At 61.0% G+C, this 22048-nt stretch carries 18 protein-coding genes and 1 pseudogene; 5 read left to right on the top strand and 14 right to left on the bottom strand.

Going from position 1 to position 22048, the window contains the following annotated elements; genetic code table 11:
• Position 1: 1 nt before the first annotated feature.
• Together JO015_20015 and JO015_20010 are read right to left on the bottom strand one after the other, a co-directional pair.
• Positions 2 to 106 (bottom strand): type II toxin-antitoxin system RelE/ParE family toxin, encoded by a 105-nt coding sequence (locus JO015_20015; protein ID MBW0001387.1) that lies wholly within the window; start codon positions 104 to 106, stop codon positions 2 to 4.
• Positions 107 to 294: 188 nt separating this feature from the next.
• A complete protein-coding gene (locus JO015_20010; protein MBW0001386.1) occupies positions 295 to 525 on the bottom strand; it encodes a hypothetical protein in 231 nt (76 codons plus the stop codon).
• Between the two features lie 211 nt (positions 526 to 736).
• Between JO015_20010 and JO015_20005 the strand changes: the two genes are divergently transcribed.
• Entirely contained in the window at positions 737 to 1045 is a 309-nt protein-coding gene (locus JO015_20005; protein ID MBW0001385.1) for a type II toxin-antitoxin system HigB family toxin, read from the top strand.
• Complete coding sequence (locus tag JO015_20000) at positions 1042 to 1503, top strand: transcriptional regulator (protein ID MBW0001384.1); 462 nt, start codon at positions 1042 to 1044, stop codon at positions 1501 to 1503. The genes JO015_20005 and JO015_20000 overlap by 4 nt, the downstream gene beginning before the upstream one ends.
• A gap of 490 nt (positions 1504 to 1993) precedes the next feature.
• Here JO015_20000 and JO015_19995 read toward each other — a convergent pair whose 3' ends face one another.
• Both JO015_19995 and JO015_19990 read right to left on the bottom strand, forming a co-directional pair.
• Complete coding sequence (locus tag JO015_19995) at positions 1994 to 2407, bottom strand: type II toxin-antitoxin system VapC family toxin (GenBank protein ID MBW0001383.1); 414 nt, start codon at positions 2405 to 2407, stop codon at positions 1994 to 1996.
• On the bottom strand, positions 2404 to 2640 hold the full coding sequence (locus JO015_19990) for an AbrB/MazE/SpoVT family DNA-binding domain-containing protein (GenBank protein MBW0001382.1): 237 nt from the start codon (positions 2638 to 2640) through the stop codon (positions 2404 to 2406). Before JO015_19990 ends, JO015_19995 begins: the two co-directional genes overlap by 4 nt.
• 393 nt (positions 2641 to 3033) lie before the next feature.
• On the opposite strand from JO015_19990, the gene JO015_19985 reads away from it, so the two are divergent.
• A complete protein-coding gene (locus tag JO015_19985; GenBank protein ID MBW0001381.1) occupies positions 3034 to 3525 on the top strand; it encodes a BLUF domain-containing protein in 492 nt (163 codons plus the stop codon).
• Positions 3526 to 4171: 646 nt separating this feature from the next.
• Here JO015_19985 and ltrA read toward each other — a convergent pair.
• The 3 genes and pseudogenes from ltrA to JO015_19970 all read right to left on the bottom strand — a co-directional run bounded on the left by ltrA (position 4172) and on the right by JO015_19970 (position 6222).
• Positions 4172 to 5397 (bottom strand): annotated as a pseudogene (gene ltrA / locus JO015_19980) (group II intron reverse transcriptase/maturase).
• Between the two features lie 254 nt (positions 5398 to 5651).
• On the bottom strand, positions 5652 to 5918 hold the full coding sequence (locus JO015_19975; GenBank protein MBW0001380.1) for a Uma2 family endonuclease: 267 nt from the start codon (positions 5916 to 5918) through the stop codon (positions 5652 to 5654).
• Entirely contained in the window at positions 5890 to 6222 is a 333-nt protein-coding gene (locus tag JO015_19970) for a Uma2 family endonuclease (GenBank protein MBW0001379.1), read from the bottom strand. The genes JO015_19975 and JO015_19970 overlap by 29 nt, the downstream gene beginning before the upstream one ends.
• A 232-nt stretch (positions 6223 to 6454) precedes the next feature.
• Between JO015_19970 and JO015_19965 the strand changes: the two genes are divergently transcribed.
• Positions 6455 to 6916, top strand: coding sequence for a hypothetical protein (locus tag JO015_19965; GenBank protein ID MBW0001378.1), 462 nt, complete (start codon positions 6455 to 6457; stop codon positions 6914 to 6916).
• Positions 6917 to 7172: 256 nt separating this feature from the next.
• Here the strand turns inward: JO015_19965 and JO015_19960 are convergent, their stop codons facing one another.
• From JO015_19960 to JO015_19940, 5 genes are all read right to left on the bottom strand, one after another.
• On the bottom strand, positions 7173 to 10991 hold the full coding sequence (locus JO015_19960) for a glycosyltransferase (protein MBW0001377.1): 3819 nt from the start codon (positions 10989 to 10991) through the stop codon (positions 7173 to 7175).
• 22 nt (positions 10992 to 11013) lie between these two features.
• On the bottom strand, positions 11014 to 14070 hold the full coding sequence (locus tag JO015_19955; protein MBW0001376.1) for a DUF4214 domain-containing protein: 3057 nt from the start codon (positions 14068 to 14070) through the stop codon (positions 11014 to 11016).
• 340 nt (positions 14071 to 14410) lie between these two features.
• Positions 14411 to 14761: a class I SAM-dependent methyltransferase gene (locus JO015_19950; protein ID MBW0001375.1), complete on the bottom strand. Its 351-nt coding sequence runs from the start codon at positions 14759 to 14761 to the stop codon at positions 14411 to 14413.
• A complete protein-coding gene (locus JO015_19945) occupies positions 14749 to 17775 on the bottom strand; it encodes a sulfotransferase (GenBank protein ID MBW0001374.1) in 3027 nt (1008 codons plus the stop codon). Before JO015_19945 ends, JO015_19950 begins: the two co-directional genes overlap by 13 nt.
• Complete coding sequence (locus tag JO015_19940; GenBank protein MBW0001373.1) at positions 17727 to 18704, bottom strand: hypothetical protein; 978 nt, start codon at positions 18702 to 18704, stop codon at positions 17727 to 17729. Before JO015_19940 ends, JO015_19945 begins: the two co-directional genes overlap by 49 nt.
• A gap of 367 nt (positions 18705 to 19071) precedes the next feature.
• Between JO015_19940 and JO015_19935 the strand changes: the two genes are divergently transcribed.
• Entirely contained in the window at positions 19072 to 20007 is a 936-nt protein-coding gene (locus tag JO015_19935) for a hypothetical protein (protein ID MBW0001372.1), read from the top strand.
• Positions 20008 to 20131: 124 nt separating this feature from the next.
• Here JO015_19935 and JO015_19930 read toward each other — a convergent pair whose 3' ends face one another.
• Both JO015_19930 and JO015_19925 read right to left on the bottom strand, forming a co-directional pair.
• Positions 20132 to 20440: a GlsB/YeaQ/YmgE family stress response membrane protein gene (locus JO015_19930; GenBank protein ID MBW0001371.1), complete on the bottom strand. Its 309-nt coding sequence runs from the start codon at positions 20438 to 20440 to the stop codon at positions 20132 to 20134.
• A gap of 146 nt (positions 20441 to 20586) precedes the next feature.
• Positions 20587 to 22048, bottom strand: a 1462-nt coding sequence (locus JO015_19925) for an NAD-glutamate dehydrogenase (protein ID MBW0001370.1), incomplete at its 5' end; no start/stop codon positions are given.

Here is a 22048-nt window from a genome sequence, read left to right as displayed (position 1 = left end):
CTTACGTCACTCTGGCTCCGTGCTGAAAGCGGAGGACCTCGACCGTTCTCGTGCGCTCGTTGACTCGATAGAAGATCAGGTACTTTCCATGGACGAGTTTGAGCACGCCGCGACGCTTTTTTTATTACCTTTGAGCCGCGATAAGGCAGGGCATCAAGGCCCATCGCAAGGTCAACGAGCTCGAAGCCGATTCGCTCCGCGGCATCAGGGTTGTCGCCGGAGATGTACTGAACGATGCCAGCGATCTGTGGCCGCCCGTTGAGAAAGGATGACCGAGTACATTGCCGGTATAACTTACCGGCGACCTTTCGCCGCGGTTTCTGCGACCAATCGGCGTGCCTCTTCAATGGTGTAGGTTTGCTCACCGCTCTCCAATGAGTGGATCCCTTCATCGATAGCGGCCAGGAGTTCCGGGCTGTCTTCCCCGACGTCCTGAGCAAGCGGCTGCTCGAGGACGCTCCGGAGCTGTCTTTTCTCTTCTTGGGTCAGTTTTGGTATCTCCTTGAGGATCTCCTTCAGGCCCATAGCGCTGATTAAACGTATCGATACTCTTGCCTGATCACCAGTCTAAACCTTTTCGAGGCTGTCTTCGCGATGCGCCCGCCGTTTCAGGTCCGGCAAGGGGGACAGGTCCGCTGCCGGTGCGCTTTGGGATCTGGCTCGAGTGGACCGGTCGTCATTGGTTCAAACGGCAGGTTGACAAATTGTCCGGGCCTGGACAATTTGTCATGAAACGGTGGACGTCATCAAGCCTGCACGGATTCGGGGTTTTTATGAGCAGTACCCGGGGGCGAGGGCTGATTTGCAGGGCTGGTTGCGCGTTGTGAAAGCTGCCGAGTGGAAGAGTTTTCCAGATTTGCGCCGGACGTTTCCCCACGCCGACCAAGTGATGGTGGCAAGCGGGCGCCCGGTGGTGGTATTCAACGTCTCAGGCAACCGACATCGGCTCATTTGTGCCGTTCACTTTGATAAGCGACGCGTGTTCGTCCTGCAGTTCATGACTCACGCCGACTACAGCAAAGATCGTTGGAAGCATTCGCTATGAGCGCAAGGCAAATCGTCCTTCCGGAGCAAGCACCAGAAACCTACGAGGAACTCTGCCGGCTGCATGCGCCTCGCCCGATCCATCACCGCGAAGGGTACGAAGTCGCTTCCAAAATCGTGGATTGGATCGCGGTCCGTGCGGTTAACGCCGCCCAGGAGGACTATGCCGCGCTGATGGGAGATCTGGTCAATGCGTACGAGACCGAGTACCTGCCCCAACCGGGAGAAGCCAGCGGGTTGGAAGTGCTGAAAATGCTGGTGGAGGAACACGGGCTGCGTGCGCGTCAGTTGGCGGAAATATTAGGTGCCGACGAATCGATGGGTTCAAAGCTGCTCCATGGCCACCGCAACATCACCGTCGAGCACGCCAGAAAGCTCGGCGAATTTTTTGGGGTTAAGCCGGCCGTGTTTTTGGACTTAAACGTACGCTCGCGCGTCGAGACACCGGCGCTTGATTGATCGTACCCCAACGCCGAGGGGGTACGCCGCAGCTTTCGCGAGGGGGGACAGGTCCGTTTGCCCTTCACGGGCTTATCGAGAAGCTGCTCGGCAAGCCGGACCAGCGGGCAAGGGGGACAGGTCCGCTGCCGGCACGCTTTGGGATCTGGCTCGAGTGGACCGGCCGTCATCGGTTCAAACGGCGAGTCGCCAAATTGTTCAATTGTCCGGGCGTGGACAATTTGTCATGAGACGGTGAACGTCATCATGCCCGCACGGATCCGGGACTTTGATGAGCAATACCCGGGGGCGAGGGCTGATTTGCAGGGCTGGTCGCGCGTTGTTAAAGCTGCCGAGCGGAAGAATTTTCCGGACTTACGCCGGACGTTTCCCCACGCCGGCCAGGTGGACGCGAACAGGGGCAGGTCCGATTTCTTTCCGGAAACGCACAAGAGTTATCGAACTGCGAGTGATGCGTGCGTTGGCGTTTTCTGCCCCGTGACCGGGAGGCTCATACAAAAGGATTGAGCACCTTTACGCCGGTCCTGGCAAAGTCGGCGGTGTTACGCGTGACTACAGTGAGTTGGTGGCGGCGGGCGGTCGCGGCAATCTGGCTGTCGAGGGAGGGGATGGCAATGCCGGCGGCATCCCACCTCGCCTTGAGCTGACCCCAAAGGTGCGCGGTGTTGGCGTTAAAGCTCAGCACGCGACCCCTCATGCAAGCGCAGAGAGCTCGCAACCACGCGCGAAGCTGTGCCTTGCGCCGTCCCGCCGGCAGCCGCTCGATGCCGCGGCGCATCTCGCCGATGGTGATGGCGCTGACGTACAAGGCACCCTCGTTGGCGCGCAGCCAGGCAACAACGTTCCCGTCCGGCTGGGGCTTAACAGGCTCGCTGAAGACGTTTGTATCGACAAGATAACTCATAACTCCGGAGGCTCGGTGCCGTCGGTTTCCCGCGTCGGGAGCTCGAAAGGCGACGGACAGGCGAGCAACAGATCCACTAATCCCCGGTTCGGTGGCTGGGAAATGCGCCGCAGCGTGATCGTATCCTCGTCCTCAATGGCCACCTCGAAGTCGTCTCCCGGAGAAAGGTTAAGCTGCTGGCGCACGGGTATTGGCAGCACGATCTGACCTTTTTTAGAGAGCACAGTGGTCATGGTTGGAAAATCTTACCTCAGTCCATTTGTAGGCGCAAGAAACGCCCAACAGGAGCGTGCCAACAGGGACAGGTCCGCCGTAACTCCAAATGGCGACGGCTCCGAATCCTGAGCCCGGATTAGATCTTGCGAAAGGTGTGACGCGGGGGGTGCGGGGACAGGGACAGGTCCGATTTCCGGCAGGCTCGCCAATAAGCACAGGTTCGCAGGAAGCCCATGATCGCCAGTCCAAACCTTTTCGAGGCTGCCTTCGCGATGAACCCGCCATCTCAGGTCCGGCGGCGGAGCCATCTTGTATCAGGGCGGCTTTTTTCACGCTCCCAACCCAACCGGGCGTATCCAGAAGCGCTTCAGGTAACTTGAAAGTTTTTGTAATATTAGTAATTTCAATACATGTTTTACCTGGTATACATCAGTGCCGCCGTAAAGCCGTTTTCCGAGGAACAACTGGTCAAACTCCTCGACGTTAGCCGGCGTAACAATGCGGGCTGCGGGATTACCGGCATGTTGCTTTATAAGGACGGTAAATTCATGCAGCTCTTAGAGGGAGCCAAGGACACAGTGCTATCTTTGATGGACAAAGTGGCTGCCGACCCGCGCCACCGCAGGGTGACCGTTCTGCTGGAAGGCGAGCGGCCGGGGCGGGAATTCGAGGGGTGGTCCATGGGCTTCCAACGGCTCGATACACCCGAGGCGCGGGAACTGCCCGGCTATAGCGACCTTTTCAACGTCCCCCTTGATGGTGACGCGCTGTTTTCATCGAGCGCATCTGAGTGCCTCCGCATGTTCCTAAAGCTTAAAAGCCCTGCCCGGACGGCTGCCCCGCAACGCGAGAACGAAGGAAAGTACCGCTATTGGGCTCCCACCGACGCGGCCAGATCGTGACCGCCGTTGCATGTCAGCACCAAGGAAACTCCGCTTATCGTTCCCGCGGGGACAGGTCCACCTCCCGAGGGCATTATAGCGCAGCCTCCTACACGCCCCGGTCTGCCGGTTATACCATTCAGGCAGTTGTCTCGGTGGAATGCCGGCTCAGGGGGGTGCCGGCGCCGACGGATGCTCCGTAGTTGGTTGCATCGGTCTTAGGCCCGTCGGGCTGGTTCTTAGGCCCGAAGGGCCAAGGGAAGTTAGCCCAGGGTTTACCCTGGGTAACCGTAAAATCACGATCGAGCCCTGAAGGGGCGGCAGAACCCGCGAGCGACGCCTTCTGCCGCCCCTTCAGGGCTGGAGCCGTGGGCGAAATGCCTTCTCAGGGTAAACCCTGGGCTAAGTTCTGCCAGCCCTTCAGGCCTAAGAACCGGCCCCCGGCCCGTTGGGCTTGGGACGTTTATACGGTCCAATAGGTGTAACGCGGGCAGGGCACCTGGGAAGCGCCGCACGTTGCCTTTGTCCCAGAGGGACGGTTGAGGTTAGGCAGGTCCTTCAGGGCCTGTGACGGCCGGAAAAAGATAGGGTAGGGGGAGTGTCTGCACTCCCCCTCCCTCCGAACCGGACTGGCGGATCGCCCGCATCCGGCTCTCCAGTCGGTGGTTTACCGGCCAGAGGATTGGCGTGCCGCCGCGTGCGCCGGTTTTAAGGCGAACAAGCCCAGGGCGGTGAAGTAGGCATTGGGCCAGCGTTGATGATCGAGTCCGCGTCCGCGCCCTTTCTTGCCGTGCCGTTTGCGCAAGATACTCCGCAGGCGCCCCCGCGTGTACTGGTCGATGGGTTCAAAGGCAGTGTAATGGCTGTGCTTGAAGTACTCAAACCACCCTCGCAACGTGCCATTGAGATCCGCGCAGATGGCTTTTAGACTGCGGCCCTGGCTGCGACGGGTCTTCTGGCGGAGGGTCGCTTTGAGTTGCTTCAGGCTTTTAGCCCGCGGCCATCTCATGCCCCGTTCAAAATGGTAGCCCCGGAAGTCGAACCCCCCGGGTTGGCTGGCGTCCACCAGCCGGGTTTTGTTCGGGTGCAAGCTTAGGCCGTTGGTCGCTACCCAAGCGCCGAGGGTCTCGAGAGCCCTTTGGGCTTCGGCTTGGCTACCGCACAGCACGACAAACTCCTCGGCCTAGCGCACCAGTTCGAAGCCTTGGCGGGCCATCGTCCCGTCCAGGTCGTTGAGGTAGATATTGGCCAGCAACGGGCTGATCACCGCCCCTTGCGGGGTGCCCTGCTCGCTCGGTTGCCAGCCTTTGGCGTGTCCATCACCCCTGCCTGAAGCATCCCTTCCAGCAGGCTCAGCACCCGGCCATCCGCCACCTTTTCCCTGACGCGCTCCATCAAGCGTGCTTGCGGGATGCTGTCGAAGTAGGCTTTGAGGTCCGCGTCCCCCACCCAGCCCTGGCCGCTCTGTAGCAGCTCATCGACTCGGCGCAGGGCGTCCTGGCAGCCTTTGCCGGGCCGGAACCCGTAGCTCTGGGGGGCAAAGTCGCGTTCAAAGATCGGTTCGATCCCTTGGAGCAATGCCCTTTGTAGGATCCTATCTTTGACCGTTGGAACCCCCAAGGGCCGCTTTTCCCGACTCCCCGGCTTCGCAATCCAGACCCGTTTGACCGCTTGGGGCCGGTACTGGTCCTCCCGGAGGGCTTGCTCCAGGGCGCGGATCACTGCGTCTTTGTCTGCTTCGACCTGTTTAACGCTCTGGTGATCGCCCCCGGCGCTGCCGCCCTGGGCGACGACTTTCTCCAGCGCGCCGGCCAGATTCTTGGGACTCCAGACTTTATCGATCCATCTAAACCATTTGCCGCCTTCAATCCCCGTTTCCAGGGTTACCAACATGCGCTCCGTCCAGACCCCCGGTTCAACCCATGGTCGGAGAAGGGACAGACCCCAATGGCGCTCGGTTAAAGGGAATGGGGGCTTTACGGCGGCCGCGGTGGTGGGGCGTTCCCTTCGCCATTGCATCAAGCCGCCCCAACGGGGACAGGTCGCCAGGGCACGGACAGGGACAGGTCCGAATCCCGGGCCAGCGGGTCGCTCCTCACGCGGGAGCGCGGATTGAAACGACATTGTCGCGAGGGGACCTCTCCGATTCAGGGTGCCCGAAAGAGCCTTGCCAGAGATAATTCAAAGCCCGGCAACCGTTCGATCCGAAGCACGTCATCACCCCTCAAAATCCGCTCCGGATCCAAAGGGGGTTGCCGGTCAAACCGGTAAATCTTCACCTGACGATCTTCCGGATCGAGCATCCACATTTCCACGACCCCGCTGCGTGCGTACCGGAGCAACTTATCGCCCTGGTCGTAACGGGTCGTCGACGGCGAAAGGACTTCAGCGACCAGCTCCTGGCGCCCCCACAACTCGTTTCCGCTTTACACGGTCTTTGCGAGCGTTGGAAACATACAACACATCCGGTTGATAAACGTTGACCGGCGAGAGTTCGACGTCGAGCGGGGCACAGTAAGCAAGTCCCAGCGGGTGATCCCTGAGGTTAAGGTAAAGCTCCCCAAAGATGGTTCCCGCAACGGCTTGGTGAAATGGCTCGGGTGAGGGCGGCATCACGAGCTCGCCCTCAATTAACTCACAAAACTGGTTGGATTCCGGCAACCGGTAAAACTCCTTGGTCGTGAGGGGCCGCATACCGGTTTTGAGCAGCGTTCGCATGGCGGATTTTGGGAGAGCACGTTTTCCGGAATAACGTAATGACGGTTGGCGGCGATACAATGTCCACCCAAAGAGAGAAGTGATTCGTCCGGGGTACCGTCCGGGGCCTATGCAGCGGCGTTGTAACGAGATCCTCATTTCAACGCCGGGAAACACGCTTTCTTGCGTCGTTGGTTTTGGTTTTGACCCGCAGCCGCCACACGCAAATGACAAGAAGCGAACCGTGGCGCCCGTGGGGGACAGGTCCGTTTACCCGTTCTGGAATGAACTCGAACGGGGACATGAACCCGAACGGGGACAGGTCCGCATGGCGCTCGCCGCAGGGGCTGCGGATGAAACCTCACGGGTCAAAAGCACGGATCCTAAACCGGAGGGGGAGTCAAAGCGAGGATGGGGACAGGTCCAAATCCCGGCATTGCCTCCTTGGAGCGTCCGACGTAAAATCCCCCTCGTGATTCCGCAGATCCGCAAGCTCAAATACGCCCAGCCTTTCGTGCCCTTCTACCTGGAGCTTTCCAGCGGCCGGGTGATCCGGATCGCCACCCCCGACCACATCGCCCTCAACGACGCCGGTCCCGGCATGGTGATCTTTCTGGACGATGATAACACTTGGACGGGCATCCCCGGCCTGCACCTCGCCGGCGTGGGCACCAATGACCCGCGGCCCAGACCGAACGGGCAGGGGCAACCTTGAGCGACTGACGACCGCTTGAGCTCCACGCAACCTACGCGCCAACAGGGACAGGTCCACTGCCGGCGCTGGTCGGAGAAGGGACAGACCCCGATGACGCTCGGTTAACGGGAATGGGGGTTTCATGGCGGCCGCGGCGTTGAGGCGTTCCCCTTCGCCAGCGCATCAAGCCGCCCCAACGGGGACAGGCCACCAGGGCGCGGACAGGGACATCGTCCTGGTCGGCCCCGGTTTTTCCACCCGCCCGCCACACGTGGGTTCAGCTCAACGGCTTGCGGCCGAAATACTCGAATCCGGCGGCGATCGACTCCTGGGCGGCTTGCGGCAGTTGGGCTAGAGCCGACCAGAGTTCGTCCGTCGAGCGGGTTTTAACATCGCCGCACCAGAAGGCAATAACCCGGTGCATGGGTAAATTCTTGAATTCGTCTGCCGTGGCGGCCGAAACGTTCCGCCGCAAGGCCGATTCACATTCAGCGGCAAGCCAGGCTATCGAGTAACCCGGGTGGAAGTTGTCCGGAACGTGCAACGCCAACGTTTCGAAATCTTCGAACCATTTCTCCAGCCCGTAACGGGTGCAATTGTAAAAATGGCACGGCGCTTCATGAAGCGGTTGCAGGAAAGCGGTGTGGATCAATACCTTTCCACCCGGACGCAGCACCCGAAGCAGCTCCTGAACCACCCGCTTCGGATCGCGGTAGTGTTCAAAAGCATTCATAACGATGACGGCTTCAAAGGCGTTGTCTACAAACGGAAGGTTGTGCGCATCCGCGAGGATATCGGTGTGACGGAATACGGCCGCCTCGGCCTCCACCACATTTTCAAAGCGCTTGTGAGTTGCTCCTGCGCTGAGGTTCAGCACCAAACCGCCATGCGCATCTTGAATCAGGGTAAGCGCATTCTCGGGCAGGGGATTGCTGACGTGCGAATCCGCCAGCATTTCGGGTGCGGCCAGGCCAGGAAAAAGATTCGGACGGCCGGCAATCAATGGCCAGGTGCGACGGCCATTGTTGGTGTGCAAGACGCCATCCGGCCCGAGGACCAGCCGCTCGCCTGTTTCCGGACAGCGCAAAGCCGGCAGCAGTCTGTCGAGCCGTGACGACGTGGCCGTGCCGGGTTCAAAGTCCGGCTCAGTCGTACGTTGCGGAAAAACGATGTTAAGCCACGGGTGTCGCTCTTCCAGCAGGCTAATCACTCGCGAGGCATTTCGCATCGTGATGGTCGAAAGCATCGAGTTACCGTGAACGCGGTACTCAGCCAGGGGAACCTCGCCGGCAGGGCAGCCAAACAACCCCCGCTCGACCAACCGGCACCAGAAGTCAAAATCCTCCCACCCGATCCGGAGATCAGCATAACCTTCCACCGCCGCCCATGCCTCCTTGGACACCAGTGCCATGGCGTCAATGTAGTTTCCACCGATGAACCGGGCGGGCTCGAAGCGATGATTCCCGAGCACGCCTGAGCCGCCACTGAACTTGCGAATCTGAGGGTACGCATACGCGGCGTTCCCGGCGCGGATCGCCGACAGGCAGACGGCGCAACAGGGTGGCAGCAGCCGGTTATCTGCGTCCAGCAGGAAAACGAAAGGTGTGTCGGCCGCATCGATCCCGGCGTTTCGGGTGGGTCCCAGCCCGGCGTTGGCATGATTGTGGAGTACGGCTACGCGGTTAAAGCGCGCTGCATGTCGCTGCGCCCAGTCGACCGCGGTGGCAAGCGACCGGTCGGTGGAAGCGTCGTCTACCACCACCAGGTCAAGAGCGGCTAAGGTCTGCTCTCGCACTGAGTCCAATGCTTCTTCCACATAATGCGCATAGTTGTGCAGGGGAACCACGACCGTTACTTCCGCTCTACCAAGCCGGTCAGACTCAAACGCGACCTCGGAAGCGGGAATTTGAATACCCGGCACCTTTCGGGGCGGTGGGCAATGCAGTTCAAATGCAAAGGCGCGGGTCGCACTCGGGCTATCGCCGCACAACAAAGGCAGGGCCGAAAGCATTGCGTTCGCTCGTTTCAATGGTCCGTACCGCCAGAGCACGGCGTGATGGGCGGAGCGAGCAATCCTGCGCCGCAGGGTCGGGTCATCCACCAGTCGAATCAAGGTACGATACCAGCTTTCCGGACCATCCGCGAGAAAACCGGTCATGCCGTCCTGAATCGCGCGGCGGTACGGACCGACCGGCGAGGCAATCGTGGGCACATCAGCGAGTGCAGCCTCGAAGAACTTCAGCTCGCTTTTGGCTTCACAATACACGTTACCCACTACCAGTGGCGCGATATTAACGTCGAACCGCGCAATCTCGTCCGGAAGCCGGCGCAAAGGCACAAGGTCACGCCACTCAATCCGGGATGCCAAGCCCTGGAAGGCAGGGAATTCGTCGAGGTCAACTATGGTCCGGAATAACACTAACCGGCAGTGCGGCCGGTCGTGCAACAATCGTGCCATCGCTCCCGCCATAACGGCAAAATCCCGTTGGTGAGTACGTGAGCCTGCGGCGTAACCTACCCGCACCAGGCCGTCTGCTCGCTCCGCGCGCCGGCGACGCACGGCAAGGCGGGAAGCCAGGTAAGTCTCAGTGTCGAACCCGTTAGGTAGGACCAGCGTAGGACGTTCGAAGCGACGAAGGTGCGATGCCAGTTCCTCGGTTGGAGCGATACAATAGTCGGCTGCCATCATGGTCGACTGGAGCCGCGCGTAATGCCCTTGCAGCTGCTGCTCCGTCAGACTTTGGGTACGGATGCCGTCGATCACGTCAAGACGAGCCAGAGAAGGATCGATCATTAAGTCATCGACATCAAAAATCACCCTTGCACCCGCTTTGCGCGCGGCTTCAACCGTAGAAGCGAGTCGCGGCTCCCAGGGCGCGCGCCAGATGACGAGGAGGTCGGTTCCAGCCATGTGTGCCGCGCGTTCCGGCAACCCATCCACGCGGATCCAGGATACCTCTGCACCGGCTGCCTTCATCGCGGCGGTGTGGTACATCACGCGGTAAAAGTTACCCGGCGTATCGGGCTCCCCGGAAATGTAGAAGACCCGCACCCGGGCCCGCATGCTTCCAGCCGCCCCGGCCAGCGCGGGTGTTTGCACGACGCCCGCGTTCGCCTTCGCGAGGTCGGCACGCGCCCGGACGGTGCGTTCGACCGCGCGTGCCCGCAACTCCCTTTCAGCAGCGGCCCGGCTCGCCGATTCAGCTTGTATCGCGGCTAAGCGTCCCTCACGCGTTGCCGCCTCGTCCTCAAGTATCTTTATGCGGGTCTCACGGCTCGCCAGTTCGCGTTCGAGGGCTCGTAGACGTGCCTGGCATCCGGCGGTGTCCGCTTGTTCCTGAGGCGGGGGTTGTGCCAGCAGCAAACACCGTTCACCCAAGAATGAAAACCGCTGACGCAGCGCATGCACCTTCGCAGCGTCACGCAAAGAACATAACTCAAGCAATTCTGGAGCGGGTGATCCTCCGGTGGCGAGGATACCCAAGCCATGCCCATGCAGGAATTCGAATGAGGGGAACCGCCCGCGCAGCTCCCCCCAGAGGCGCCAGACCTCAGATGCATGCGCGCGCCGGTTCGTGCCGTGGATCAGAACCACGGCCTGGTCCGACAATTTTGGAGACCAACGGTCAAAATCGTGCCGCGCGGCGTCATAAGCTGCAGAACCATCAATGTGCAAAAGGTCGACTGAGCCATCGCCGACAAAAGGGAGCGCTTCGTCGAAGCTGCAGCGGAGAAGTTCCGAGAAGGCGCCATACCGGGGGTCATGGAAACGACGTAAATCCCGGTAAACATTTTCGCCCTTATCATCCGACTGACCATCGCCCTGCCAGGTATCCACGGCAAAACACCGGGTTTCCAATCGGTGGCGTACTACCGCCTCACACCACGCCGAATACGACACCCCATGGCGGGTGCCGAGTTCGACCAGCAGACGCGGCCTGAGGGCCCCAACGATCCAGTGAGCGAACGGAATATGTCCATACCAGGCACTTACGACCCCAGTCCGCGTCACACCCCAAAACAAGGGGTCAAGATCTGGTGTCCAAAGGTAGTTTAGCCGTTCTGTCTTTACGTGATCCGTGGGGCCTTTGTTCATTGCGTAATCGATTCGCGGTCCATTATTCAGGCGCACCTACCCGGTACGGAGCCTCAGCCGGGGTAAGCCGGCGATTAAGTGCATGGACTTCCTCGAAGAAGCGGTACCACGGTCTTTCCCGGCGCGGTGACGATGGTACCTCGAAATACTCCGACGCAAACAGAAGGTTCGGATTATGGAACGGATCTGCGGACTCAAGGAGGGTGCCCCAGGTTTGGCGCATGTACTGGTATTCAAGCAGAAGCCGGACCCGTTTGCTGGGATCGGTATTCTCTTGACCACGGGATGCCGATTCCAGGTGGAACAGTTCAGCCGCGGGCGTCCAGACTACACGGTAACCATAGTCTCCAACCCGCAGGCAAAAATCGATGTCATTGAAGGAGACCGGAAGGTTGACCTCGTCCAAGCCGCCGACTTCCAAAAACACCGAGCGCCGAACGGCAACGCACGCTCCGGTAACGGCCGAAAGCGTGCGCAATAAGGCAAGTTGACCAAAATAGCCCGGCCCATTGCACTCGGCTTGCCGGTGCACGTGCGTGATCCAGCCCTCCGGGCCCATGACGACGCCGCCGTGTTGCACCCGGCCATCCGCATAAAGCAGCTTCGCCCCAACGACCCCTACATCCGGCCGGAGCGCGTTTGCAACCATTTCACGCAGCCAGCCGGCTGCAATTACCGTCACGTCATTATTGAGCAGGAGGAGAATTTCGCCTTTAGCCTCTCTGGCCGCGGCGTTATTCAGGGCAGAATAATTGAAAGGTCCAGGGAGACGCAGGATCTTGATCGCGGGGTACTCACCGGAGAGACGATCAATCAGAGCGAGCGCAGCCGGATCGACGCTTTCATTGTCGACGATCAGCACTTCAAGATTACGATAGTCGGTCCGGTGTAGAACGCCGTCGATACACGCGGCCAGCAAATCCGCCCGATCGCGGGTCGGGATGATTACGGAGACCAACGGCTCAGGCGCAGGAACCGGCCACACGACGCGCGTCGCGTGCGGCATCTGCGGCGCCGGCCGGACAAGCGCGGCCCCGTAACCACGCACGTTCAGATGATCACGGACTGCCCGCCGAGAGGCGCAGACGGCGCGGAGGCTTTCGGCTGCGGCTTCTGGATGGCTTGTCGCCTCGGTACGATGGGCATGGTAAAGGACCGTTGGCACGTGAGTGATACGGCCGGGGTCAGTTTCCGCCGTTGCACGCAGGGCTAGATCATGGAACTCGGCCCCTTCGAACCTGGGTCGCAGAAAGCCGATCGACGCCACCAGATCGCGGCGGTAAACGGCGAGATTGCTGATATAATCCTGAGCGAGCAGCAGGTCCGGATCCCAGCCGGGTTTGAACCACGGATCGCTGCGGCGCCCGTCAGGCGCGAGGTGATCCCGGTCGCTGTAAAGAACATCCGTCTGCCCACGCTCGCCGAGAGCAAGCGCAACTTCGTACAAGGCATGTTCCGCAAGGCGATCACCAGCGTGCAGAAAAGTGACGAATTCACCTGTCGCCAGTTCCAGGGCGGCATTAACCGCGCCTGCCGTTCCGGCGAATGAATCCGAGCGTATCGATCGAACGCGCGGATCAACCGGCATCCAGGCGCCGAAGACGGTTTCCACCAACGGCCCGGTTTCTCGATCGAGGGCCATGCACAACTCCCAATTGGGATAAAGCTGCGTCGATACGGACTTGATCGATCCATCCAAGGCCGCCGCCGACGTTTTCGCGAGCGACAGAATTACCGAAATGACGGGGCGGTAAGGTAAGGTGGCGATCTGCGTGCGGATTACGGACCGGTCTGTATTGCTAATCGTGTCATACTCGCGAATCCAGTGCTGGTAAGATTCGGTCGGGTCCAGTTTGGGTTGAGCAAAGCCCTTCGAACCGTTTTCGGACCCTGCGATGGCAACCAGGATCTGCGCCCGCGTCGCCCCTTTGTCGCCGGCAGCCAACCAAAAAGCCAGACGTTCCAGTTCTGGCTTGCGCCGGAATACAGCCCGGTACAAACCGGAAATATAGCCAAGATCGACGCTCAGGCGTGCTCCGTGTCGTGCCTTGAATTCATCCGAGTCCACCAGGTTCTCAGCTAATTTTTCCAGGGGCGTTCCCGAACGGAGTCTTTCAACCTCGCCGGCGAATTCGGCTCCGTCCGCAAACCGGCCTAAGGCGGCTTGATACAGCGAATTTACCAGCTGCGCGTGGTCCTGATGCTGTGATTCCGGTACCCGATCCGGTAGCGTTTGCAACGCGTTGGCCAAAGCCTCGTCAGATCCGGCGAAATCCGCGAGCACCTTTGCCCGAGTTGCACCGTTTTCGCCCTTGGCTAACCAATGGGCAAACCCTTGCGGATCGGGCTCGCGGCCAAGCCCGTCACGATACAAGGCCGTGAGGTATTGGCCATCGACCTGTTGGCCCGAGCCGTGGCGCGTCTGAAACTCAGCGGAGCGCGTCAGGTCTTCCGCGATCGCCTCAAGGGCCGTTCCGGTCCGGAGCCGTCTGACGTTTGCGGAAAGGCCCGCCTCATCCGCCAACCGGCCAAAGGCGGCCTTGTAGAGGGAGTTTACTAACCGGACATGCTCGGGGTTCTCGAGATGGTTCGCCGAGCCGGGTAGGACGCTGAACGCCTTGTGCAAGGCTTCGTCGGAGCCGGCCAGCGTCGCAAGGACCTTCGCCCGAGTTGCACCCTTTTCGCCCTCGGCTAACCAGTGCGCAAACCCTTGCGGATCGGGCTCGCGGCCAAGCCCGTCACGATACAAGGCGGTGAGGTATTGGCCATCGACCTGTTGGCCCGAGCCGTGGCGCGTCTGAAACTCAGCGGAGCGCGTCAGGTCTTCCGCGATCGCCTCGAGGGCCGTTCCGGCCTGGAGCCGGCTAACGTTTGCAGAAAGGCCTCCCTCATCCGCGAACCGGCCGAAGGCGGCTTTATACAAGGCGTTAACCGCTGCCGGGTATACAAACCGCGAATGACCCGGGTCGGATAAGTCGTTGGTGCCCGAAGGAATACCGGTTACTAACCGTTTCAGAGAGTCAAAGGCGCTTCTTACAGAGAGTCGCTTAAGACTATGCAAATAACCTCCGACGGCCATGATCGATAAATACCTGAGGCTGCGCGGTCAACGCGCCTCAAATCCGATTCCGATTCCCTTTGATGATCAACTCAAAAAAATACAGATCTGCTCCTTGGGTCCCGCACTATGGCTCTGTCTTGCCGGCTGAAGCAAGCATTATCGTGGCAGCACGTCAGACATCTCCGGAAAGGACCCTGGGGGGTCAGTTGCGAAGGTGATGGCCGCTGCTCGACCCGTGCGCTGGTCAACGGCAACGGCTTTGACGAATAGCCTATCACACCGGTCTGCGAGTTGGTTCAGCCGCCTTTGCTCCTCCGGGGCAAAGTAGCCGGCTGCCCCCCCGGGGCAAAAAAACCGCTCAACCATCCTGAGAATGGGTGTAGACGGTCGAGCTAACTTTTGTGCCCCGCAGTTCAGCCCGGAAAGCGTCTACCATCATTCGGACAACGTATTCTACCCGGGAGACTTCTCCCGCCGTCAAATGACCCACGATTCCGGAGCAGGACACGGCATCAAACCGGCCCAACTGCTCCGGATCAATTCGTCGTACCTCGTCCTTTCGCCACTCTGCTGAATCGATCCCGAGGATGTCAGCGGCAGAACGTGCCCTTGCAAAGTTCGCCTCGCTCCGATCGATTGCCACCACCTCTGCGCCGCAACGTACACCTTCAATCGCATGCCGGCCTTCATGGCAGTCTAACTCGAGCATGCGTAGCCGGCCCGCAGGCGTTCGGCACGCTCGTGCCAAGCCAGCGTAGCACCCCCGAACCGGCCGGCAAGCCAGGCAAGATCGTCAAGGTGCCGCTCCGCAAGGCGGCGCAGCAGGGCCGGAGGAAGTTGCGGCGGCGCCGTCGGGTTGGCATTAGCCGGCGCTGCAGGCTCCGGAAACATCGCCGGGTTGAAGCTCACCCCGAGGAAGTCGCAGATTCGGCGCAACAGGCCACTGGGGTTGCCGAGCAGGTCATCAAACAGAAAACAGCCAAGCGAGCCGGGCGCCAAATGACGCTCCCACCGTTCGATGGTGTCCCGATAGGCCGAGCGCTGCCGGCATCGTTCGGTATCCAGTTCGCGCTCGAATTCGACGATGGCCGGAGTCGTGGTTTTTCCCGTGGCGGTGGTTAATTCGTGGAGCGCACCGGACAAGGCACGCGCGATCGGGTCGCGCATTAGAAAAATTACGCGCAGGCCAGGGATCAGCCAAGTCGCCTGCGCCACGGCCCGTTCGGGAAGCACTGCATACGCCGGCGTGATCTCGCCGGCCATAACGCCGCAAGGTGCCTCTTCGAACAGGGAAGCGTACCAGGTGGCATCAACGCGCCGGGAGGTCGCAAACCGTCCGGCCCATTCCAGCCGTCGCCACGCGGCTGATCCGCGATCAGCCGGATCTGCGAGCATGCTCGCCTGAGCCTCGGCAAGGAAGTGCAACCGGTGCCGCACCCAGCGCTCGCACCCCATGCCGGCGAGGTCATCGAAAAAATGCAGCTCCTTGCACGGCGGCAGAAATAGCTCGGGATGCATCCCAAGATTGCGGTGCAGCCAGGTCGTGCCGCTTCGTTGCGCGCCGATGCATAAGAAATCCGGAAACCGGCCCACGTCAGGGGCGGGAACCTGGTTATACAGAACTAACGGACTCACCGTAAAGCAACCGGGACGACACATCGGATCCAGACGGAAGTGACGCAGCGGCTCATCCGCCGTGAACACCCCGGTATACGCACCCCGTCCGTCCGTTTTCAAAATGATGCTTCGTTCCGGTGCATGCTCCGGTCCGGGCGAAAAGAACAACTCCACGGGCCCGCTTCCCGACGGCACCGTTAGTTGGACCGACGCATAGTAGGTGCCGGACGGCAGCGGCTCACCGGGAAGCGCGTAGAGCAACTGCGGGTCCGGCCCGGTGCTGACATACGCGGCGTACTCCTGCCGTCCGCCTTTGTCCAACACCTGAGACCATCCGGCCGGCGTGAGGCGCAAACGAATGGGAAGGGTGGTCGTGCGAGAGTTGGCCGGCGGGGTAACCGGAAGCGGCCCTGCGTCGGTATGCCGGAGCACCTCGTCCACGCGCGCGGTGATGCCGGCTGCCGCGGTGCGCGTCAGCTTCTGCGCCAGCGGCCCGAGACCGGTAAGCACGGCCGTCGCCACGGCACCGCCTACCCGTAACATCTGGTCTCGCAACTGTCCCGTGATGCTGGGATAAAGGGTTTGGCCGGGGTTCGCGTACGGGTCGTCCGCCGGCCTCAGATGTCGACAGGCGAGCGGTTCGTTGATAAAGCTGATCGGGTAACGAGCCAGGAAGCGAAGGTTAAACTCCCAGGCGCCAAGCACCGGGAGGTCTGTTCGGTACGGCCCGACTTCTTCCCACGCCCGCCGCGTGTAAACGAACGCAATCGGCGGGAACTGGTTTTCCGTCAGCATGTCAGGCAGGCTGATGACCGTCATTCCCGGCCTGAACTGTTCACGGGTGAGTTCGATCAATATGCCCTGGTTGGTACGCTCGTGCACGAGCATTGAAGCCGTGACAACGCCTTGATGCCCAGGATGCGCTAACTCGGCCAGGCAAACCTCCAGAAAACGCGGGCGCCAAGTGTCATCGTCAGCGTGAACGGCAATGTCATCACCCCGCGCCTGAGCGATGGCTTGATTCGTGGCCGGCTCTACGCCGACCGGGCGCTCAAGGTGCAGCACGGTCAAGCGCTGCCCGATTGCGCGCCGATACGGCGCAAGTGCTTGTTCTACCTTTTCGGGCGCACCGCCGTCGTTGACTACCACCAACTGCCAGCATCGATGAGTCTGGGCCAGCACGCTGCGGACAGCGCGCGGAATGAACGGCGTGCGCTCACGCGTGCACATAACGATGGTGACCGTCCGCGTTGAGTCGGGCGGTTCCGGCGGCAACGGTAATGGCGCCGCGGCTTTCCCTGAATCTTCCGGCATCGGCAGTGACCGGGTGCACAGCGCGGCATAGAGTCGCTCGCAAATTGAAACTGATAATCCAAACACGGACGCGGGTACCTGTGGCCCCAAGTGGTGACGGTGTTCAGGCTTTGCCAGCGCAACCGCGTGGGCCAGTGCTTCGGGGGTAATCTCAACGTCCAGCGTCTCGAGCAGCGCCCGCAGTACGGGTTCCGGTGCCGCCAGCAACTTGTCGAATTCCACCACTGAGGCCGGCAAATGATCCAAGGCGCGTAGTGCGTCCTGCATATGCGCGAGCCAGGTCGCGACGGCGTGATCATGCGGCATTTTGTTCCGTACCCGGAGGGACGCAGCGACTGCTTCCGGATGACGGATGCACAGTACCGGCACAGGTTCCAACCGGAGTTCGTCAAGCAATGCAAGCCATACCGGCAACAAGCGGCACAGGCGCGGATCCTTCAGCGCCCAAAGTCGCCTTGCGCCCAGTTCCTGGCGTACGATCGCGGTCAGCCTCTCTTTGGCTTCCAGCGTTTCCGGCCAGGAGAGCCAGTCTGCCGGCAGTGCAATCGCTCCGTCTGGTCCGTACCACGTGCGCCCCAGTGCCTCCAGCAACTCCTCGTGGATGGCCACGACCTCAGCATGTTCGCCGTAACCGTTCGGATTATCCGGGCGTGGGGTATTCAACAAGTTCGTACCGAACGGCAGTCCGGCCGCTGCCAGCATATGGGCCAGCAGCGACGTGCCGCTACGGTGCATGCCCATGATCAGGACGACTCTGCCATACAGGTTCCCCGGTGCGGTAGCCTCCGCCATCGCGGCAGGCTATAAATCCGCTGTCGGCGATGCAAGGGGAAGCGCACCTGCCCGGGACGGGTCCCTTTCAGGCGCTTTCGCCGGTCCGGGGGGTCGTGGCCGGCCTTGACCTTAAGGCGTGGACCCATGCCGAGTTCGTCGCGATACCGGTTTTCCGTGTAAAGACGGTGGTGACCGGTTGCGCGTATGTCGAAGCCTGGTAAGCCGATTATCATCCGCTCGTTCTCGGTGTGGTCGTCGGTGAAGACTTGGCGACCACTCACGTAATACCAGGCGTGAACGAGTTCGTGGAACAAACCCACGTGCGCCGGACGCGTGCTTTCACCGGTCAACTCGTTCCAGGGATCGTACTCGACCGTGACCTTGGCGCCCGATCCGTGGTCGAGCCAGGGCTCGAGAGCCAGGACGAGGTAACGGTAACCGCGGTCGCTCTCCTTCGGTAGTTCCTTCGAGCCATTGAGCCAGGCCGCCACGATATCCTTGTTGATCTTGAGGTCCGCGCCGCCGGACTCGGCGGCGTCGCCGATGAACGACGCGATCGAACGCGCACTGAGTCCCGATTTGCGGACCGCCTCCTGCAGCACCGACAGGGGATCGGGGGTCCCGATCGGCTCACGGAACGGGTTGCCCAGCGTTTTGGAGGTATTGGGCGCTCCCCCGTCGCACTTCATATAGGTGGCGACGAAAAGCTTGGGAAAGCGGATCTTCACGTCTTTACCGGCTCGCTCCAGGCTCGACAGCAGGGCCAGCCCCACCTTTGTCGAAGCGATGGTGTCCAGCAGTGTGGTTATCTCCTTGAGGTATTTGGTGCTGAAATCCTTCTTCGGGATGACTTTGTGCGTCTTGGCCTCCACCTTGTCTTTAGACGAGGTAATCGGATCGTGCTCGATCAGGAGGTGCGGGAAGTTGCGGTAGGGTGTGGCAGGCATGGTACGGTCCCGGTGGGGGGTATGGTTTGCAGCGAGGTTGCGGAGTAACCCGCGGGTGTCGTCCTTCAAATTTCGGACCTGATCACCAAAATGATCCACGAGCGACACTCGATTGCAAATTAGTTAAGACACCAGTCCCACCTACCCAAACCCCCTTGGTTTAACGCCATTCGGGACAGGTCCGCACGTGCGCGGGCAGGGCCAGGCCGGAGGTCAGACGTACAAGGCCGGGAGAACGGGAAACACTTCACCAATTCTTGTCGCACCGTCCCTTGAATGCCTTCGTCTCGATCGAGCAGACGCTCATTCTCAACCGGCACAACGCTTGATTGAGCTCCTTCTTTCAGTGATGCTTGTAGCCCGTTCCATGAAGATCACCATCACGCCCGCCGCCTTTGACAAGGCGTTGGGCATCGAAGGCAAGAGCTTTTCGCTGTCCCAGCAGCTCAAGGCCGTACAATTGGCACTCACAGACTACGCGCGCGACCGTGACAGCGCGGCTCTCGAACCCAAGGCACGCATCAACCTGCTTTCCGCGATCTATACCTGGAAGCAGGAAAAGCCGACCGAGTTCGACAAGTACGACGCAATCGGAGACGGCGTGGTGCGCAAGCTGGCCGTGCAGACCGGGCTCGACGACTACCGGCCCGCGCCGTCGGCGTCGGTTCTGCTGCATGGGGAGCGGCGCGTGGCTCCCACCGAGCGTGCCGAACCCACCGTGACGCCCTTGTCAGGCGACTTGGCAAGCCTGCTCGTCGAATACGCCCGCCGCGGCAAGAAGGTAGCGGTGCTGGTGATTGATCTCTACGGTGACGACTTTGACGCGCAAGGCATGAACGCCCACTACGACGGCACACCGGCGACGGTCAAGGACCACATCCAGCGCCTGCTGGCGCACACCCGGGCCGACCTGGGCGGCGGGCGCTTCGAACACCTGCCCGTGTACATCTGTTGCAAGACGACGACGGTCAAGGGACGCGAGCTGGTCGGCGACTTCAGTAACGCCGTCACCAGTTGCTACCGCGAGCTGATCATCTCGGGCACCAACAGCGTGCTGGCTGGCACCCGGCTGGTGGCCGACATGCGTGAGAACGGCATCAGCGATGTCTTCGTCACCGGCTTCGACGCCAACATGTGTGTGGCGGCCACGATTTTCGGCACCGGCGTCAAGGGGCCGGGCTACACGCCGGGCCTGTTGGACCACGGCTTCAACGTGCTGACCTCGCGTTTCGTGCTCGCCTCGGGCGGCAGAGCGCTGCAGGGCAACGATGGCTGGCCGTACATGGGACGCTGCAACGTGTGAGGCACCGGAGGGGGTGAAGCCCACGCCTGGAGGTCCGGAGCCAATGCCGCCGCCTCCCGGGGGGCAGGCGGAAAGCGGCACCTCGGCGCTCAGGAAGAGCGCGCGCGGGCGATTTCGTTTTGCTTCAACGCCTGGGACGGCGATTTCCCGGGCTTTTTCTTCTGGCTTTTTCCAGGAGCCGCCAGGCGAAGATCACGAGAAGCGATCCGAGAAAGGCGGCGATGAGGTCCTCGAACGTCACCTTCAGCTGCCCGAGCCCGAGATCAATTCTCAACAGCCTGAACAGCAGGCCGCCGATCACTGCGCCGGCCATGCCGACGAGGAGGTTCAACCAGCGGCCCAAGCCTTCCCTTTTCAACGTAACCACTCGCCCGGCGAGCGTTCCCGCAAAACCGCCGACGATTATCCAGATGATGATTTCACCAATGGTCATGTCTTGGATGCTTGGATGCTATGCGCAAATCCGTGGCTCCGCGAGACGCTTCGCAGGCAAATGGGGACAGGCCAACGTCACAAGGGGGCCGTTTCGGTTCAGTTACCATTGACCCTCCAGATTCCATCGGGCGGCCGGGACGATTTTTACGGGCGTTGCAGCGCCAGATTTCTCAGCTCCCGCAGCGCGATGGACAACATCGACAAGTCCAGTTTGCCGGTGCCTTGAAGATCGGCGAGCACCTGCCGGCTGCGTTCCAGGGCGCTCTTGTTTTCCGCTTCCCATTGCCGGACGAGCGCATCCGGCACGTTCGCGTGGGGGCTGAGTTTCGAAACCGCGCCGGTAAGCTGGCTCTGGAGGCCGGAAAGCTCGTCTCTGAGCGCGGCCTTGGCGAGCGCGTGCCAGTGAGAATCCGCAGGCAGGCTGCCGATCTGCTTGTGGAGCCAGGAAAAATTGAGTCTCCCGCCCACGGCAAAATAGATGCCCGCCGCGTCCTCGACGCTGCGCTTTGTTTGCATTGCGACCTCAGTAATATCGAGTGCCGAATAAAGCGGTTCGAACCTCACCAAGCGCCTGGCGAGATCGTTCGGAACCTTGTTTTGAGTCAGGCGTTCGGCTGCCTGCGCAAGGCCGGCGCTCTCGTCAGCAGCCAAAAACCGGTCAAGGCTCGCGGCGAGGGCCTTAACCCCGGGGGCGAAATGGCCCGCGGTTTTCGCGATGTCATCTCTCAAATCCCGATAGCGAAGAAACCAGAGGGTTGCGCGTACCATCAGCCTTTCCGAGGCGATCAGCATGCCGGTCTGCACCGCATCCGGGACTTTGCTGTCGAGAGCTTCGACTGCCTTCCAAAAGGAATCAAAGTCGAATACCTCACGCGTGAGCAGGTAGGCGCGCACCACGTCCGGGATCCTCGCGCCGGTTTCCTCCTGCATGCGGTGCACGAAGGTGCTGCCGACCCGGTTAGTCATTTCGTTGGTGACGTGGGTCGCGATGATTTCGCGCTTGAGCGGGTGACGCTCCATGTGCTCGCGATAGCGCTCGTGCAGCGGCGCAGGAAAGTAGCGCACCAGCGCGGTGGAGACGTACGGATCGTCCGGCACTTTGGAGGCGAGCAGCGCATCATAGAGCATGATTTTGCTGTAGGCGAGCAACACCGCGCGTTCCGGCGAGGTCAGGCCGGTCCTGGCTGCCTTGCGCGCAGCTAACTCCTCGTCGGACGGCAGAAATTCGATCGCACGATTGAGTTTACCGGTCTTTTCCAGGTCTTTGATAAAACGCGCCTGGGCGTCCAACAGCATCCTTTCGCGCACGCTCAACGATTGGGTCTGGAAATAATTGTCGCGCAGAACCAGCGCGCCGACTTCGCCGGTCATTTCAGCGAGCAGTTGATTGCGTTGCTCGACGCTCATGCCCCCTTCGGCGACCACTGAATTGAGCAGGATCTTGATGTTAACCTCGTGGTCCGAGCAGTCGACCCCGGCGGAGTTATCAATCGCGTCGGTGTTGATCCTGCCGCCGTTAAGCGCGTATTCGACGCGCCCGAGCTGGGTGAATCCGAGGTTGCCGCCTTCCGCGACCACCTTGCAGCGAAGTTCCCTGCCGTTCACC

It is taken from the genome of Verrucomicrobiota bacterium, from assembly GCA_019247695.1.
Lineage (GTDB): Bacteria > Verrucomicrobiota > Verrucomicrobiia > Chthoniobacterales > JAFAMB01 > JAFBAP01.
Note: the sequence above shows the minus strand (reverse complement) of the source record. Positions and strands in the feature narration are given on the sequence as shown.

Bases quoted from the DNA above. Each gene is read 5' to 3' on its own strand.
- JO015_20010 (MBW0001386.1), bottom strand. From the start codon at position 525: ATGGGCCTGAAGGAGATCCTCAAGGAGATACCAAAACTGACCCAAGAA.
- JO015_20000 (MBW0001384.1), top strand. From the start codon at position 1,042: ATGAGCGCAAGGCAAATCGTCCTTCCGGAGCAAGCACCAGAAACCTAC.
- JO015_19995 (MBW0001383.1), bottom strand. From the start codon at position 2,407: ATGAGTTATCTTGTCGATACAAACGTCTTCAGCGAGCCTGTTAAGCCC.
- JO015_19990 (MBW0001382.1), bottom strand. From the start codon at position 2,640: ATGACCACTGTGCTCTCTAAAAAAGGTCAGATCGTGCTGCCAATACCC.
- JO015_19985 (MBW0001381.1), top strand. From the start codon at position 3,034: ATGTTTTACCTGGTATACATCAGTGCCGCCGTAAAGCCGTTTTCCGAG.
- JO015_19970 (MBW0001379.1), bottom strand. From the start codon at position 6,222: ATGCGAACGCTGCTCAAAACCGGTATGCGGCCCCTCACGACCAAGGAG.
- JO015_19960 (MBW0001377.1), bottom strand. From the start codon at position 10,991: ATGAACAAAGGCCCCACGGATCACGTAAAGACAGAACGGCTAAACTAC.
- JO015_19955 (MBW0001376.1), bottom strand. From the start codon at position 14,070: ATGGCCGTCGGAGGTTATTTGCATAGTCTTAAGCGACTCTCTGTAAGA.
- JO015_19950 (MBW0001375.1), bottom strand. From the start codon at position 14,761: ATGCTCGAGTTAGACTGCCATGAAGGCCGGCATGCGATTGAAGGTGTA.
- JO015_19945 (MBW0001374.1), bottom strand. From the start codon at position 17,775: ATGGCGGAGGCTACCGCACCGGGGAACCTGTATGGCAGAGTCGTCCTG.
- JO015_19940 (MBW0001373.1), bottom strand. From the start codon at position 18,704: ATGCCTGCCACACCCTACCGCAACTTCCCGCACCTCCTGATCGAGCAC.
- JO015_19935 (MBW0001372.1), top strand. From the start codon at position 19,072: ATGAAGATCACCATCACGCCCGCCGCCTTTGACAAGGCGTTGGGCATC.
- JO015_19930 (MBW0001371.1), bottom strand. From the start codon at position 20,440: ATGACCATTGGTGAAATCATCATCTGGATAATCGTCGGCGGTTTTGCG.